At 44.5% G+C, this 14,126-nt stretch carries 14 protein-coding genes; 8 read left to right on the top strand and 6 right to left on the bottom strand.

Annotated features, from left to right (window positions below):
* Positions 1 to 55: 55 nt before the first annotated feature.
* The 4 genes from IQO02_RS12590 to gnd all read left to right on the top strand — a co-directional run bounded on the left by IQO02_RS12590 (position 56) and on the right by gnd (position 4,882).
* Entirely contained in the window at positions 56 to 751 is a 696-nt protein-coding gene (locus tag IQO02_RS12590; RefSeq protein ID WP_016799266.1) for a response regulator, read from the top strand.
* Between the two features lie 437 nt (positions 752 to 1,188).
* The gene (gene zwf / locus IQO02_RS12595; protein ID WP_010438503.1) at positions 1,189 to 2,691 is read left to right on the top strand and encodes a glucose-6-phosphate dehydrogenase; all 1,503 of its coding nucleotides are present in this window, start codon (positions 1,189 to 1,191) and stop codon (positions 2,689 to 2,691) included.
* Complete coding sequence (gene pgl / locus IQO02_RS12600) at positions 2,688 to 3,404, top strand: 6-phosphogluconolactonase (RefSeq protein WP_102282558.1); 717 nt, start codon at positions 2,688 to 2,690, stop codon at positions 3,402 to 3,404. The genes zwf and pgl overlap by 4 nt, the downstream gene beginning before the upstream one ends.
* A gap of 29 nt (positions 3,405 to 3,433) precedes the next feature.
* Entirely contained in the window at positions 3,434 to 4,882 is a 1,449-nt protein-coding gene (gene gnd / locus IQO02_RS12605) for a decarboxylating NADP(+)-dependent phosphogluconate dehydrogenase (RefSeq protein ID WP_004733587.1), read from the top strand.
* Positions 4,883 to 5,020: 138 nt separating this feature from the next.
* Here the strand turns inward: gnd and IQO02_RS12610 are convergent, their stop codons facing one another.
* Positions 5,021 to 5,128, bottom strand: a complete 108-nt coding sequence (locus IQO02_RS12610) for a hypothetical protein (protein WP_016791272.1) — start codon at positions 5,126 to 5,128, stop codon at positions 5,021 to 5,023.
* A gap of 338 nt (positions 5,129 to 5,466) precedes the next feature.
* On the opposite strand from IQO02_RS12610, the gene IQO02_RS12615 reads away from it, so the two are divergent.
* Positions 5,467 to 5,880, top strand: coding sequence for a VF530 family DNA-binding protein (locus IQO02_RS12615; RefSeq protein ID WP_010438513.1), 414 nt, complete (start codon positions 5,467 to 5,469; stop codon positions 5,878 to 5,880).
* A 161-nt stretch (positions 5,881 to 6,041) separates the two neighbouring features.
* On the opposite strand, the gene IQO02_RS12620 is transcribed toward IQO02_RS12615, so the two are convergent.
* Complete coding sequence (locus tag IQO02_RS12620) at positions 6,042 to 6,233, bottom strand: hypothetical protein (protein WP_010438515.1); 192 nt, start codon at positions 6,231 to 6,233, stop codon at positions 6,042 to 6,044.
* Between the two features lie 268 nt (positions 6,234 to 6,501).
* Positions 6,502 to 7,284 carry a sulfite exporter TauE/SafE family protein gene (locus tag IQO02_RS12625; RefSeq protein ID WP_016783923.1) on the bottom strand — a complete coding sequence of 261 codons (783 nt, stop codon included), beginning with the start codon at positions 7,282 to 7,284 and terminating at the stop codon, positions 6,502 to 6,504.
* Between the two features lie 190 nt (positions 7,285 to 7,474).
* On the opposite strand from IQO02_RS12625, the gene IQO02_RS12630 reads away from it, so the two are divergent.
* A complete protein-coding gene (locus IQO02_RS12630; protein WP_010438518.1) occupies positions 7,475 to 8,392 on the top strand; it encodes a dienelactone hydrolase family protein in 918 nt (305 codons plus the stop codon).
* A 133-nt stretch (positions 8,393 to 8,525) separates the two neighbouring features.
* Here the strand turns inward: IQO02_RS12630 and IQO02_RS12635 are convergent, their stop codons facing one another.
* The 3 genes from IQO02_RS12635 to IQO02_RS12645 form a co-directional block, all read right to left on the bottom strand.
* On the bottom strand, positions 8,526 to 10,046 hold the full coding sequence (locus IQO02_RS12635; RefSeq protein WP_010438519.1) for a tripartite tricarboxylate transporter permease: 1,521 nt from the start codon (positions 10,044 to 10,046) through the stop codon (positions 8,526 to 8,528).
* A gap of 10 nt (positions 10,047 to 10,056) precedes the next feature.
* Entirely contained in the window at positions 10,057 to 10,554 is a 498-nt protein-coding gene (locus IQO02_RS12640) for a tripartite tricarboxylate transporter TctB family protein (protein WP_016768680.1), read from the bottom strand.
* A gap of 252 nt (positions 10,555 to 10,806) precedes the next feature.
* The gene (locus IQO02_RS12645) at positions 10,807 to 11,778 is read right to left on the bottom strand and encodes a tripartite tricarboxylate transporter substrate binding protein (protein ID WP_102282557.1); all 972 of its coding nucleotides are present in this window, start codon (positions 11,776 to 11,778) and stop codon (positions 10,807 to 10,809) included.
* A 580-nt stretch (positions 11,779 to 12,358) separates the two neighbouring features.
* On the opposite strand from IQO02_RS12645, the gene IQO02_RS12650 reads away from it, so the two are divergent.
* On the top strand, positions 12,359 to 13,078 hold the full coding sequence (locus tag IQO02_RS12650; protein ID WP_102282556.1) for a GntR family transcriptional regulator: 720 nt from the start codon (positions 12,359 to 12,361) through the stop codon (positions 13,076 to 13,078).
* A 100-nt stretch (positions 13,079 to 13,178) separates the two neighbouring features.
* Complete coding sequence (gene prpB, locus IQO02_RS12655) at positions 13,179 to 14,075, top strand: methylisocitrate lyase (RefSeq protein WP_009846616.1); 897 nt, start codon at positions 13,179 to 13,181, stop codon at positions 14,073 to 14,075.
* Positions 14,076 to 14,126: the final 51 nt, after the last annotated feature.

Consider the following 14,126-nt stretch of genomic DNA (forward strand, 5'->3'; position numbering starts at 1 on the left):
GCGATCGAGTGAAGAGCAACGTGACAGGAATACAATGGTTAAAGGAAGAACATAAATGAAGGCAATCACGAGAGTCATGGTCATTGAAGATGATATTGCGATTGCAGAGTTGCACCATCGTTATTTAGAACAGATGGGGGGCTTTGATGTGATCGGTATAGCGACCACACAATCTGAAGCGTTAATGCAATTGGATATTTTAAAGCCCGATCTAGTGCTTCTGGATGTGTATTTACCTGATGGGTGCGGGCTCGATATTCTAAATTACGTGCGTGGCAGCAACCAAGGTTGTGATGTGATCTTAATTACAGCCGCTCGTGACGTCGATACATTGCAACAAGCAATGCGCGGCGGAGTGGTTGACTATCTGCTTAAGCCAGTGATGTTTCCTCGCTTAGAAGCCGCGCTGAAAAAGTACCAATCACAACAGCAAGAGTTTGAAAGTGTATCGGATCTTAACCAAGGTTTGGTGGATAAGATGTTGCAAGCTAATGCCAAAGCGGACTCAGGAAAAGTATCAACCCTACCCAAGGGTATTGATGGTGTTACATTGGATAAGATTAGAGCAATTTTCCAACAAACTGATGCTGTTAACATCACTGCTGACGAGGCCGGTGAACGAATTGGTGCAAGCCGAACCACAGCCAGACGTTACTTAGAGTTTTTGATTACGACGGGTGAGTTAGTCGCTGACCTAAAGTATGGGACAGTTGGTCGCCCTGAACGCTGCTACAACAAAGCTAGAAGATAGATTTAGCGACAACAAGTCACAAAGACAAACGCGATGCTGTCAAATAAATATAAAGCCAGTTGAATAGGCTGGTTTTGCCTTTCTCTCCATTTCCTATTATCCACTCCACAGACCAGATGCCATTCTTTGTTGACTACAATGTTTGAGAATGCCGATTTACGGCTATCTCAGGCTTTGTGAGCCCGGGTATTGAATAGAATTCGTTCGAAATGAGTCAATATTTAATCGATTGCCTTCACAGTGGTTGATGTAAATCAAATACTCATAGACAATACTGACCCGAATAGAGGTGATAGCATTCACCCTCGTTTACCAAACGCATTCTCAAGTGTAATAGGCTCTCGCTATTGATGTAATAGTTAAGACCTATTATCAATTTTCGTATGTCGCTGATACCTTTGGCGAATACTAAAAACCTTGCTTTTATAGGAAAGATGATGGTAATACCTGAAAACAGCAGCATCGTTATTTTTGGTGCGTCGGGAGATCTGACTTACCGTAAGTTAATTCCTGCTTTGTACCACCTGTATGCTAGCAATCAACTACCAGAATCCTTTGCGATTCTTGGAGTGAGCCGTACTGAGTACAGCGATGAGTCTTACCGTGAGAAGCTGAAGAAGTCTCTTCAGGAAATGGAAAAAACTGAGCCAGAGACGCTGAATGCATTTATTGAACATCTGCATTACCAAGCGATCAACACTTCAGATGTAGACGACTACGCTCGTTTAGCACAACGTCTAGACAAGCTTGAGCAAGACTACCAATTCGAAAACCATAACACATTGTTCTACTTGGCAACCCCACCAAGCCTGTACGGTGTGATTCCAGCAAACCTTGCTGCGCATGGCCTGAACGATGAAAAGAACGGCTGGCGTCGCCTGATCATCGAGAAACCATTTGGTTACGACTTAGCATCAGCTCAAGCATTGGATGAAGAGATCCATCATCACTTCCAAGAACACCAGATCTACCGTATCGACCATTACCTTGGTAAAGAGACGGTACAAAACCTTCTAGTGCTTCGTTTCTCAAACGCGATGTTTGAACCACTGTGGAACCGTAACTTTATTGAATACGTTGAAATCACAGGTGCTGAGTTCCTTGGCGTTGAAGAGCGTGGCGGATACTACGACGGTTCTGGCGCAGTTCGTGACATGTTCCAAAACCACCTGCTACAAGTGCTAGCAATGGTTGGTATGGAGCCACCAGCTCAAATTAATGCTGATTCTATTCGTGACGAAGTGGTTAAAGTTCTTCAGTGTCTCAAACCGCTAGAAGAAGACGACCTGCGTAAAGATTTAGTGCTAGGTCAATACACAGCGTCAGACGTTCGCGGCCAGCAGTTGCTTGGTTACCGTGAAGAGCCGGGTGTTGCGGATGACTCTCGTACTGAGACGTACATTGGTCTTAAAGCACACATCAACAACTGGCGTTGGAATGGTGTTCCTTTCTACGTACGTACTGGTAAACGCTTGCCGACACGTGTGACTGAAATCGTGATTCACTTTAAGAACACACCACACCCAGTATTTGGTCAAGATGCACCAGAGAATAAGCTGATTATCCGTATTCAACCGGATGAAGGTATTCAAATGAGCTTTGGTTTGAAAGAGCCAGGTGCAGGCTTCAAAGCTAAAGAAGTGAAAATGAACTTCTCTTACTCTGACTTGCCTGAAACTCAGATGCTAACAGCTTATGAGCGTCTTCTTCTTGATGCACTGAACGGTGATGCGACTCTGTTCGCACGTACTGATGCAGTAGAAGCATGTTGGAAGTACGTTCAACCAATCTTAGACTTCAAGCAAGACCCTCAAGCACTGTTTGGCTATGCTTGTGGTACTTGGGGCCCACAAGAAGCCGATGAGCTTCTGCAACGTGATGGCCGCGCATGGCGCTTCCCATGCAAGAACTTAACAGACACGGATTACTGCGAACTATGATCAATCACAAGATCTTTGCAACGCCTGAACTAGTCGTTGAAAACCTAGCAAACGAAATGAAAGCTTACAGCGAGCTTGGTAAACCTGTTCACATTTCACTGTCGGGTGGCAGCACGCCAAAAATGCTTTTCAAGCTTTTAGCTGAAGCACCGTACGCAGAAGGCATTCAATGGAATAACCTTCATTTTTGGTGGGGCGACGAACGTTGCGTGGCACCAGATGACGCTGAAAGCAACTTCGGCGAAGCGAATGCGCTGCTTTTCTCAAACGTGAACCTTCCGGCAGAGAACATCCACCGCATCCGTGGTGAAGATGAGCCTAAAGCAGAAGCTGAGCGTTTCGCAAAAGAGATGGCAGACGTGATTCCAACTGAAAACGGCACGCCCGTATTCGATTGGATTCTGCTAGGTGTTGGCGCAGACGGCCACACAGCTTCATTATTCCCGGGTGTAACTGACTACCAAGATGAGAACCTATCTGTATTAGCTTCTCACCCAGAGTCGGGTCAGATCCGTATTTCTAAAACAGCGAAAGTTTTAGAAGCAGCAAAACGAATCAGCTACCTAGTGCTTGGCGCAGGTAAAGTCGAGATCGTTAAAGAAATTCATACAACTCCTGCTTCAGAACTGCCTTACCCGGCAGCGAAAATCCAGTCTAAAACTGGCGAAACAGAGTGGTTCCTAGATTCAAATGCAGCAAGTGCTATCGCATAAGTGCGAATAGCCGCAAGGAGATATAAATAATGAAAGGTGATATCGGTGTAATTGGCCTAGCAGTAATGGGTCAGAACCTTATCCTAAACATGAACGACCACGGCTTCAAAGTTGTGGCTCACAACCGTACTGCTGCGAAAGTAGACGAGTTCCTAGAAGGCCCAGCTAAAGGTACTAACATTGTTGGTGCATACTCTCTAGAAGAGCTAGTTGAGAAGCTAGAAGCGCCACGTAAAGTGATGCTTATGGTTCGTGCTGGTGACGTTGTAGACACGTTCATCGACAAGCTTGTCCCACTTCTAGACAAAGGCGACATCATCATTGATGGTGGTAACACTAACTTCCCAGACACTAACCGTCGTGTTGCTGCTCTTCGCGAGAAAGGCATCCACTTCATCGGTACGGGTGTTTCTGGTGGTGAAGAAGGCGCTCGTTTCGGTCCTTCTATCATGCCAGGCGGTTCTCCTGAAGCTTGGGAAGCGGTTAAGCCTATCTTCCAAGGTATCTCTGCGAAAACTGACGCAGGTGAGCCTTGCTGTGATTGGGTTGGTAACGACGGTGCTGGTCACTTCGTTAAGATGGTTCACAATGGCATCGAATACGGTGACATGCAGCTTATCACTGAAGCATACCAGTTCATGAAAGATGGCCTAGGTATGAACCACGACGAAATGCAGGCTGTATTTGCTGACTGGAACAAAACTGAGCTAGATAGCTACCTAGTAGAAATCACTGCTGACATCCTTGGCTACAAAGATGAAGACGGTGAAGCACTAGTTGAGAAGATCCTAGACACTGCTGGCCAAAAAGGTACGGGCAAATGGACAGGCATCAATGCACTAGACATGGGTATCCCACTGACTCTAATCACTGAGTCTGTATTCTCTCGTTGCCTATCTGCACTTAAAGATCAACGTGTTGAAGCTGAGAAACTGTTCGGCAAGACAGTTGCTCCAGTTGAAGGCGATAAGCAAGAGTGGGTTGATGCAATCCGTCAGGCTCTACTGGCTTCTAAGATCATCTCTTACGCTCAAGGTTTCATGCTAATGCGTGAAGCGTCGAACGAAAACGGCTGGGATTTAAACTACGGTAACGTTGCACTTATGTGGCGTGGCGGTTGTATCATCCGTTCTGCATTCCTAGGCAACATTCGTGATGCTTATGAAGCGAACCCAGAGATCGCATTCCTAGGTTCAGATGCATACTTCAAAGGCATCCTAGACAACTGCATGGGCGCTTGGCGTAAAGTTGCAGCTAAGTCTATGGAATCAGGCATCCCAATGCCATGTATGACTTCTGCACTAACGTTCCTAGACGGCTACACAACAGCTCGTCTTCCAGCGAACCTTCTACAAGCTCAACGTGACTACTTCGGTGCTCACACTTACGAGCGTACTGACCGTCCACGTGGTGAATTCTTCCACACAAACTGGACTGGTACAGGCGGCGACACTGCTTCTACAACTTACGACGTATAATCGTTAGTTAGAATCAGTAGAGAACAAATTTGTTCTTTCAGCTGCAAACTAGAAAACAAAAGGATGCCTCAGTGGCATCCTTTTTTGTTGGTTTGCGTATTTTTAGATGGTCACTTCAAACACACAACTAATTATCGCTTAGGCGGTCATGATATGTGGTTGTACATCGTCGTTGTATTGATCTCGAATGGACATAAAGCTGTCTAGGTTTTGTTTAGGCGCTTCAACCCACTCTGGGTCAAACATTCAACCAGTGTTTGCTTCTATATAGGCCATCACCTCATTCAGTGACCAAGCGTGTTTATAGGCTCTTTTACTCATTAACGCATCGAATACGTCTGCCAGTTAATAGCGTATGCGCTATTGCTTAACTAAAGTGCTGTTAATGATGATCTGGACGTTAAATAACCATTTTGAAATTAAATGAAAAGATAAATAGGATAACGCACATGCTTTATGCCATCATAAAGACATAAACAAGGGCAATGGAAATAATGCCCAAATGATTGAGCTAGAAGCGGTCAGTGATGACGGTGTTCTAGAGTATATTCAAGGCCGTGAGCTGCCTTGAAAAAGGTAATGTTATGACTGAAGAAGAAAGAATCGAACTGCAACAAAACAACCCTCTACATGGCTTAAAGCTTGAAACCATGATTACTGAGTTAGTCGATCACTATGGTTGGGAAATTTTGGATGCAGCAATGCGCATGAACTGCTTTAATACTAAACCAACGGTAGCAAGTGCGGTTAAATACCTGAAGAAGACAGAATGGGCTCGTGAGAAGGTTGAAAACTTCTACCTTTACCGTTTTAAGCGTATGCCTAAAGCTTCAGATATTGAGTATCAGATGCCACCACGCTCACGCACGTTCCGTCACGGGTTAGAACCTCGTGAACCAATGGAGTTGACGGTTGAGTCTATCCACGCTTCTCAAGCTAAAGCTGCATCTGCATTTAAAGAACGCCGAGGCGGTAACGGTCGTAACTTTCGCCGTTAGCAAGAGCCGTCTTTAAAAAATGGCATTGTTAGCCGCCGTTAGATAAGGCGTAGATAATTAATGCGCCTAATTAGACAAGCGAAAAACACAAAAGGAGCCTAAGCGCTCCTTTTTAATACGTATAACTATTAAATCCGTCTAAAGCTTATTGTTCTTGAGCCTTAAGCTTCGCGGTGCTTTCTTTGATTCTTCCAAAGGTCAACGACATAGACAATGGCGCTGATCAGTAAGAATAGCGCTGACACAGAAAACAGAGCGGGCATCTTTAGGATCCACGCGAATGTGGCAGCAAGAAAAGCGACAAAGCAAATGAGTCGACTTGATGACATGACATGACCGAGTTTAATGTTCATAACGCCTCCTAATGAAGTCTCACTTTCGACAGGAGAATTATCCCATGTCTATTGGAATAAAGGCTAAAAAACAGTCTAAATTGTTATCAAATTTACTAATTGACAAACTCGCCTCACACATTTTAGCTTGGCTATTTTATAGGGCGTAAAATAACCAATTGAGGGGATTTGTCACTTCTTCATGCTTAACGATTTACGTTGTGTTTTGCTAACGAAAGGCGTGATTACTGTACGAAGTAATTTGAATAAAAGCTAGTTGATATAAAACCTAGTTAGCATAGAAGAAGTAAGCGGTGATCAAAAAGCTAGCGATGATCACAGTAGTACGGACATACTGTTGTGGGATACGACGAGAGATTTTAGCTGAATAGTAACCACCGACCAATGTCCCAAATAAGACAGCTATGCCTGATGGCCAATCAATCGAACCATTCACGATAAAGAACACGATTGCCGCGAGTGACGCGCATGCCGACACCAACAGTTTGATGCCATTCATCACATTGATATTGGTATATCCAGCCAGTGCCAAGTAACTCAATGTCACAATGCCTAATCCTGCATTAAAATAACCACCATAAACACACACGATAAGTAACATCAAAGCAGAAAATAATGCTCCAGCGCTGTTGGCGTGTTTGTGTTTAGCTGTGAGTTTCTTAAGCCATTGATTAAGTGTTCCACCGAAAGTAAAAAGAAGTGCTGCAAAAAGCAGTAACCAAGGAACGGATTGAGTAAACAATGCTTCTGGTGTGTGTAGCAATAAAAACGCACCGATACCCCCACCAACTACACACAAAGTGATGACGATCTTGAGCTGCTTAGTACCTGATTTAATCTCGTGTCTAAGTGCATATGCACCACTGATGTAGCCCGCACATGAGGCAAAGGTGTTGGTCGCATTAGCGGCTATCGGAGGGACACCAGCGAATAACAGAGCTGGAAATGTGATGAAACTGCCGCCACCAGCGATGGAGTTAAGTACACCACCGCTAACACCTGCTGTAAATAAGATGAGCCAATCCAAAAGCAAAGACCAATCGAGTTGCATTATAATTTCGTTCCTTCTGGTTATTTTGTAACGGAATTGTGACTAGACTATCACTAAGTATTTATTTTGTTTATTAAATATATGATCTTTCATAGAAGACGTTTCGTTTGATGAGAATGTAAATTGAACTAATTGTCACAGTCTATAATCATAAATCTGTGACTTTTTATTTTTGAACAAGGGAATGACAATGGAAAAACGAGTTAAAAACGCGAATTTAGGACAAGATCAAAGACCTATCCCTCAGGAAGCTTTTGATTGGTATGACGAATATGCTCATGGGGTAATCGACAGAAGAGAATTTATGCGTAGGCTTGGTGGCCTTGCTGTACTTGGTTTTACTATGTCCACATTAACCAGTGCTTTGATTCCTAATTACGCACTCGCCGAGCAAGTTTCATTTAACGATCCTTCTATAACGGCGAGCTACGCTCAGTTTTCGTCTCCCAAGGGGCATGGAGAGTGCCAAGGTTATTTGGTTGTACCTAAAGATCTTCAAGGTACGGCTCCCGTTGTTCTTGTGGTGCATGAGAACAGAGGTCTAAACCCGTACATCAAAGATGTTGCGAGGCGCTTAGCTGCGCAAGGTTTCATTGCGTTTGCACCTGACGCTTTATTCCCTATCGGTGGTTACCCAGGAAACGATGATGAAGGGAGAAGCATGCAGAAAGGAATGGACAAGTCTAAGCTTGAAGAGGACTTCATAGCAGCTGCGCTGTTCTTGAAAGATCATGAACTCAGCAATGGGAAACTTGGTGCGGTTGGCTTCTGTTATGGTGGTTATGTGGTAAACATGCTTGCTGCTACGATACCTGAAAAGCTCAATGCTGGAGTGCCTTTCTATGGTACACCTGCGGCTGATGAAATTCGCGAAAGAGTGAAAGGCCCGCTGATGCTTCAGTTTGCTGAGTTAGACAAGAGAGTAAACAGTACATGGCCGGATTATGAGAAACGTCTAAAACTGAATGAAGTTGATTACACCGCTTACGTTTACGAAGGTGTGAACCATGGCTTTCATAACGATTCGACAGGGCGTTATGCCGAGCAAGAGGCCGAACTGGCTTGGAGTCGTAGCTTAACATTCTTTAAGGAGCATCTAAGCGTTTAGAAGCATGTGAGCTTGATGAATTGAAGCGACATACAAATGATATAGATAACTCACGAGTTGTTAGTTAGAAGGTCGTGCATCAGAAAAGCCCTAACAGGACAAATGTCTGTTAGGGCTTTTTAGTAACGTGAGATTATGCTTCTACGGGTTTAGCTTTAAATTTTTGAAATAACTTGAGGAGTATAGGGCTGCTTAACACGAGCACCGCTAAAATAGTGAAAGTCATTGTAATTGGACGTTCCCACAAGAAGCTTAACTCGCCATCGCTGATCATCAACGCACGTCTTAAGTTCTCTTCCATCAAGCCTCCTAAAATAAACCCAAGCAGTAATGGTGCGAGAGGGAAGTTTGCTAACCTCAGTGCTATAGCAGCTATCGCGACGATTAACATCACAAACACATCCATCGTGTTGAACGACACCAAATAGACACCTGTGATAGAGAAGAACAGTATCATTGGTAATAGCACCGTTCTTGGTACAGCAAGCAGTTTAGATATGTAAGGGATAAGCGGTAGATTCAAAATAACCAGTACAATGTTGCCAAAGTACATTGAGATAATTACAGACCAAAATACATCTGGGTGCTCAACGAATAATCGAGGTCCCGGTTGAATACCGTAAGCGATTAGGGCACCAAGCATGATTGCGGTAGTACCAGAGCCGGGAATACCAAGCGTCAGTAGCGGAACGAATGAACCACTTGAAGCTGCGTTGTTTGCTGATTCAGGAGCAACAAGACCACGGATACTGCCTTTACCAAATTCTTTCTGTTTGTCTTTCGGTGCCAAGCTTCGCTCCATACCGTAACTCAAGAAAGCGGCAATGGTTGCGCCAGCACCGGGTAAAACACCAGTAAAGAAACCTAGGATCGAAGAGCGAATCGAAACGGGGGCGACTTCTTTAAACTCTTCTTTGGTCACTTTCATACTGCCAATATCGGCCATTTTCTGGCTTTCTTCGCCGCTAGTGTCTTTTTCTGGTTTTAAAATACCCATTAAAGTCTCACCTAGAGCAAACGTTGCCATTGCCAATAGTAAAAAGCTAAAGCCATCCATTAGATCGGTTAAGCCAAAAGTAAATCGCTCAACACCAACGCCTTTATCGATTCCAACGGTGGAAAGCATTAAGCCTAGGATAGTCATCATCCACGCCTTCACCACTTGACCAGGGCCTGCAAATGCGGCTACGGCTGATAAACCTAGTAGCATTAGTGCGAAGTAGTCAGAAGACTGAAAGCTCAATGACACGCTTGCGAGTGCTGGCGCTGCAATCAACAGCATAATGGCTGAGAGCGTGCCACCAGTGAAAGAAGAGTAAGCCGCGAGTGCGAGTGCTTTACCCGCTTGTCCTTTCTGCGCCATTGGGTAGCCATCGAACGCGGTGACGACCGTTGAAGAACAACCTGGAGCATTGATTAAGATTGATGACGTAGATCCACCAAAAACCGCGCCGTAATACACACCAGCCATTAAGATGAGGCCAGAAGAAGGGTCTAAGCCGTATGTAATAGGGATCATCAACGCAATGGCTGAAATTGGTCCTAATCCCGGAAGCATCCCGATAAAGGTACCGACGAAGCAACCCACGATGACCATCATGATGTTCATTGGCATCACAGCGGTCGAAAGCCCTTGTAAAATTCCATCTAACATAATGTTATCCCTACCAAAGAGTGAAGATTAAACCAGGCTCTAGGTAGATATCTAAGCCTTGAGTTAATAGAAGAAAGAACGCGATAACGAAAGGAAACGACGCGCCAAATAAAACAGCTTTACGGCGTTCACCCAATAAGTAAAAGCCAGCAAGCAAGAAGAAGCTCGTTGCCAGAACAAAGCCAAGGTAAGTAAGACCAACACCGTACAGTGCCATCAATACTAAAAAGCCAATCAGTAGTTTCCAATCAAAGTCAGAAATAGCTCCGCTGTCTTTGTCTACTTGTCCGGTGACAAGCAATACTAACGATAAACCAATACCTGCAATGGTTAGTAATGTTGGTAATGTGCGAGCCGTAAAGGGTTCGTACTCGTCGCCAGGGAAAAGGGGAATGAGTGTGGTTTGATAGCCGTAGCAAAGGCACACGAGTAAAAAAATTATTGCCCCGACGCGATCGCGACATAGCAAGTATTCTTTACTTAAAAATTTGGTTGGTAGGTCCGACATATCCAACTCCGTTTAGGGTGGTATAGAAAAGTAAAAAACCGTACATGAGCGAGTTAATGAATAATGTCTGGGATCACTAACCTAAGGTAAGCGGATTACAGTGCTTAATGTTCAAGCCACTTGCGTCTACAACGATTCGACAAGTTTTAGTAATTCGATACGGATAAACAAAGGAGTTTGAAGTTAACTCATGTACGGCGAAACAAGAGAATAGTGAAGAGGGTATGGGTAAGATACCCTCTCTAGTCTTGGTTATTTCAAGAAACCAAGCTCACGCATGAGGTCGCCCATTTGCTTTTCTTGATCTTCTAGGAAGGCGTAGAAGTCTTTGTCAGCTTTGTAGTTGTCAATCCAACCATTACGGTCACGAACCACCTGCCATTCGTCGGTCTTGTACATCTTGCCAAGCGCTACATTCCATTCATCAATCTTTGCTTGGCTCGTGCCTGGAGCTGCAAAGAAACCACGCCAGTTAGCAAATACGGTTTCGTTGCCATATTCCGTGAGCGTCGGGATGTTTGGTGCAGCATCAAGTCGTTTTGGTGCCGTGACTGCAAGCACTTTAACTTGACCCGATTTAGACATCTCTAGCACTTCACCAAGGCCTGTCGAAAGCAGCTGTGTTTCGCCAGATAGTAGAGCAGCCATCGCTTTACCACCTGCATCATAGGCGATGTAACGTACTTTCTTAGCGTCGAAACCTTCGCCTTTAAACGCTGCAGCGACTACTAGATGGTCCATACTGCCACGAGCTGAGCCGCCTGCAATTTTTACTTTACGGGGATTAGCTTCAAATTCTTTAACCACGTCTTTCCAGGAGTTGTATTTAGAATCCGTAGACGCCACGATTGCACCGTAGTCGGCAATGGTTGCAGCAACTGGCGTTAGATCTCGGAAAGATTGAGGGAAAATCCCGGTCAACGAGCGTACAACGATAGGAGTCGAGTTAACCATCAGTGTATCTTCCTGACGCTTAGCGGTTTCGATTAGATGAGCAATAGCTTTACCGCCACCACCACCAGACAAGTTTTGGAAAGAGACATTTTCTACGATGTCTGATTTGACCAATACATCACCCGTACCACGAGCTGTCATATCCCAACCTCCACCAGCGCCGCCAGGGATTAGGAAGTGGATTTTCTCTACGTCAGCAGCAAAAGTGTTGAAAGAAAAGGTAGCTGCGATAATAGAAGCCGCAAGAGTAGGTTTCAGTGCCTTGAACATGGTTCACGTTCCTTATGTAGGGGATCTCTTCAATGGAGAGAAACTTATGTTTTATATATAGCTGCTAAACACGAGTAGGACATTGCTTAGCAGGTAAGGTTAAAGTTAACGATGTGTTAATGAATTGTCTTTAATGCGGCGATATTGAGAATAAAGAACATTGGGTGAATAAAGTTCATAAAGTTTACGGGGAGGGATTAATGTCACTATTCGCTGTGAGACATAAAAAGAAGGGCACATCAGCCGTCTTCTTTGTCTCTGTATGCTGGCGAGCAGGTGCCTATGCGGAAAATGAGCTGCGTTTGACTAGTTCGGCTGTAAGTTGTCGACACATCGTTTTTAAATCATTTTGGAATAGGCAGGGGGTTTAAGGGCTATTTTCTTATTATATTCATAAAAAACAAATATTTAAGTTATTTATCGTTCCTTTTTAGCAAGTTTTGTTGTTTATAAAAAATACTACCTTAGTCTAAATTGTCGACAATCTACTTGATTGTCGACAATTTGATCGTGTATTTTATGTTCATGTTATGAAATTGTTGACAGTTAGGGTCGGCAATCAGAAGTGAGCAGCGTGAATATGAATACTGCGATAAAAGATCTCACCTTAAGTGCCAACAAGAAAACACGTGTGAGCGACAAAGAAAACACCAAGTCGGAAAATCTGACAGAGTATCTCGTTGAGGCGATTGTTAACGGTGAATTAGCACCGGGCAGTAAGATCTCGGAGCCTGAACTGGCTAAACGCTTCGAGGTAAGTCGAGGTCCTTTGCGTGAAGCGATAATGCGGGTCGAAGGGCTTGGCCTGATCGAACGTATTCCTCATGTCGGAGCTCGAGTTATTACCTTTTCTGCAGAGAAACTGCTAGAGCTGTACGCGGTGAGAGAAGCATTGGAAGGTATGGCTGCGCGATTAGCTGCGAGGCACATCACACAAGATGAGTTGATTGGGCTTGAAGGCTTATTGTCGACACATTCTAAACATATCGATGAAGTCGAAGGTTCATCATACTTCCATCAACATGGCGACTTCGATTTCCATTACCGCATTATCAAAGCGAGTCGTAACAGCAAACTCATTTCGCTGTTGTGTGACGAGCTTTATCACCTATTACGAATGTACCGCTATCAATCGCCTAGGGCTCAGTCTCGACCAAAAGAGGCGCTCGATGAACACAAATACATCCTACAAGCGATTCGTAATCGCGATGAAGAGCTAGCAGAAATGCTAATGCGACGACACATCTCGGGCAGTCGATTACTGATAGAACAACAAATTCAATCCAAAGATCTTGATTAAGCGACCATTGGAATCTGTCAGCGGATCAGTGCTGGCGATAACCAAAAGCCGCAAGTCTTAAAGGTTAGCTAGAAATAAACAATTAACAGGGAGCGTCATTATGAAGTTATCAGCAGGAGCAAAGTTCCGACAAGCTGTGCAAGACAACGACCCATTGCAGATCGTCGGTACGGTGAATCCGTATTGCGCGATGATGGCAAAGAACTTGGGGCATCAAGCTATTTACCTATCTGGTGGAGGCATCGCCAATGCGTCTTATGGTTTGCCTGATTTAGGTATCACCACATTGAACGATGTGTTGGTGGATGTTGAACGTATTACCAATGCGTGTGATTTGCCTTTGCTGGTGGATATCGATACGGGTTTTGGTGGCGCATTTAATATTGCACGTACCATTCGCGCTATGGAGAAGGCAGGCGCAGCTGCAATTCATATGGAAGATCAAGTGGCCCAGAAACGCTGTGGTCATCGACCAAATAAAGCGATTGTTAGCCAGCAAGAGATGGTCGATAGAGTCAAAGCGGCAACCGATGCTAGAACCGATGAGAGCTTTGTGATTATGGCGCGTACGGATGCATTGGCGGTTGAAGGTATTGATAGTGCGATTGAACGAGCGATTGCGTGTGTTGAAGCGGGCGCTGACATGATTTTCCCTGAGGCGATGAATCAGCTAGACCAATACGTGAAGTTCTCGGCGGCGTTGAAATCAGCAACGGGTAAGCACGTGCCTATTCTTGCGAACATCACTGAGTTTGGCCAAACGCCACTCTACAACTGTAACGAGTTGGCCCAATCAAGTGTCGACATGGTGCTTTATCCATTGAGTGCGTTCCGTGCGATGAACAAAGCGGCGGAGAATGTTTACAAGCACTTGTTAGTTGAAGGCAATCAAGAAGCTCTGTTGGATTCAATGCAAACCCGTAAAGAGCTTTACGAACACCTGAATTACCACGACTACGAAAACAAGCTTGATCAGTTGTTTTCAAGTGAAGGGTAAATCCCGTTTCAATTAATCCAAAATCAACTTAATCCAATAACGTGAAATGGT

This window comes from Vibrio sp. OPT24 (assembly GCF_015163545.1).
Classification (GTDB): domain Bacteria; phylum Pseudomonadota; class Gammaproteobacteria; order Enterobacterales; family Vibrionaceae; genus Vibrio; species Vibrio cyclitrophicus.

Coding starts and splice junctions, on each gene's coding strand:
- IQO02_RS12590 (WP_016799266.1), top strand. CDS start 56: ATGAAGGCAATCACGAGAGTCATGGTCATTGAAGATGATATTGCGATT.
- zwf (WP_010438503.1), top strand. CDS start 1,189: ATGGTAATACCTGAAAACAGCAGCATCGTTATTTTTGGTGCGTCGGGA.
- pgl (WP_102282558.1), top strand. CDS start 2,688: ATGATCAATCACAAGATCTTTGCAACGCCTGAACTAGTCGTTGAAAAC.
- gnd (WP_004733587.1), top strand. CDS start 3,434: ATGAAAGGTGATATCGGTGTAATTGGCCTAGCAGTAATGGGTCAGAAC.
- IQO02_RS12610 (WP_016791272.1), bottom strand. CDS start 5,128: ATGTTTGACCCAGAGTGGGTTGAAGCGCCTAAACAAAACCTAGACAGC.
- IQO02_RS12615 (WP_010438513.1), top strand. CDS start 5,467: ATGACTGAAGAAGAAAGAATCGAACTGCAACAAAACAACCCTCTACAT.
- IQO02_RS12620 (WP_010438515.1), bottom strand. CDS start 6,233: ATGAACATTAAACTCGGTCATGTCATGTCATCAAGTCGACTCATTTGC.
- IQO02_RS12625 (WP_016783923.1), bottom strand. CDS start 7,284: ATGCAACTCGATTGGTCTTTGCTTTTGGATTGGCTCATCTTATTTACA.
- IQO02_RS12630 (WP_010438518.1), top strand. CDS start 7,475: ATGGAAAAACGAGTTAAAAACGCGAATTTAGGACAAGATCAAAGACCT.
- IQO02_RS12635 (WP_010438519.1), bottom strand. CDS start 10,046: ATGTTAGATGGAATTTTACAAGGGCTTTCGACCGCTGTGATGCCAATG.
- IQO02_RS12640 (WP_016768680.1), bottom strand. CDS start 10,554: ATGTCGGACCTACCAACCAAATTTTTAAGTAAAGAATACTTGCTATGT.
- IQO02_RS12645 (WP_102282557.1), bottom strand. CDS start 11,778: ATGTTCAAGGCACTGAAACCTACTCTTGCGGCTTCTATTATCGCAGCT.
- IQO02_RS12650 (WP_102282556.1), top strand. CDS start 12,359: ATGAATACTGCGATAAAAGATCTCACCTTAAGTGCCAACAAGAAAACA.
- prpB (WP_009846616.1), top strand. CDS start 13,179: ATGAAGTTATCAGCAGGAGCAAAGTTCCGACAAGCTGTGCAAGACAAC.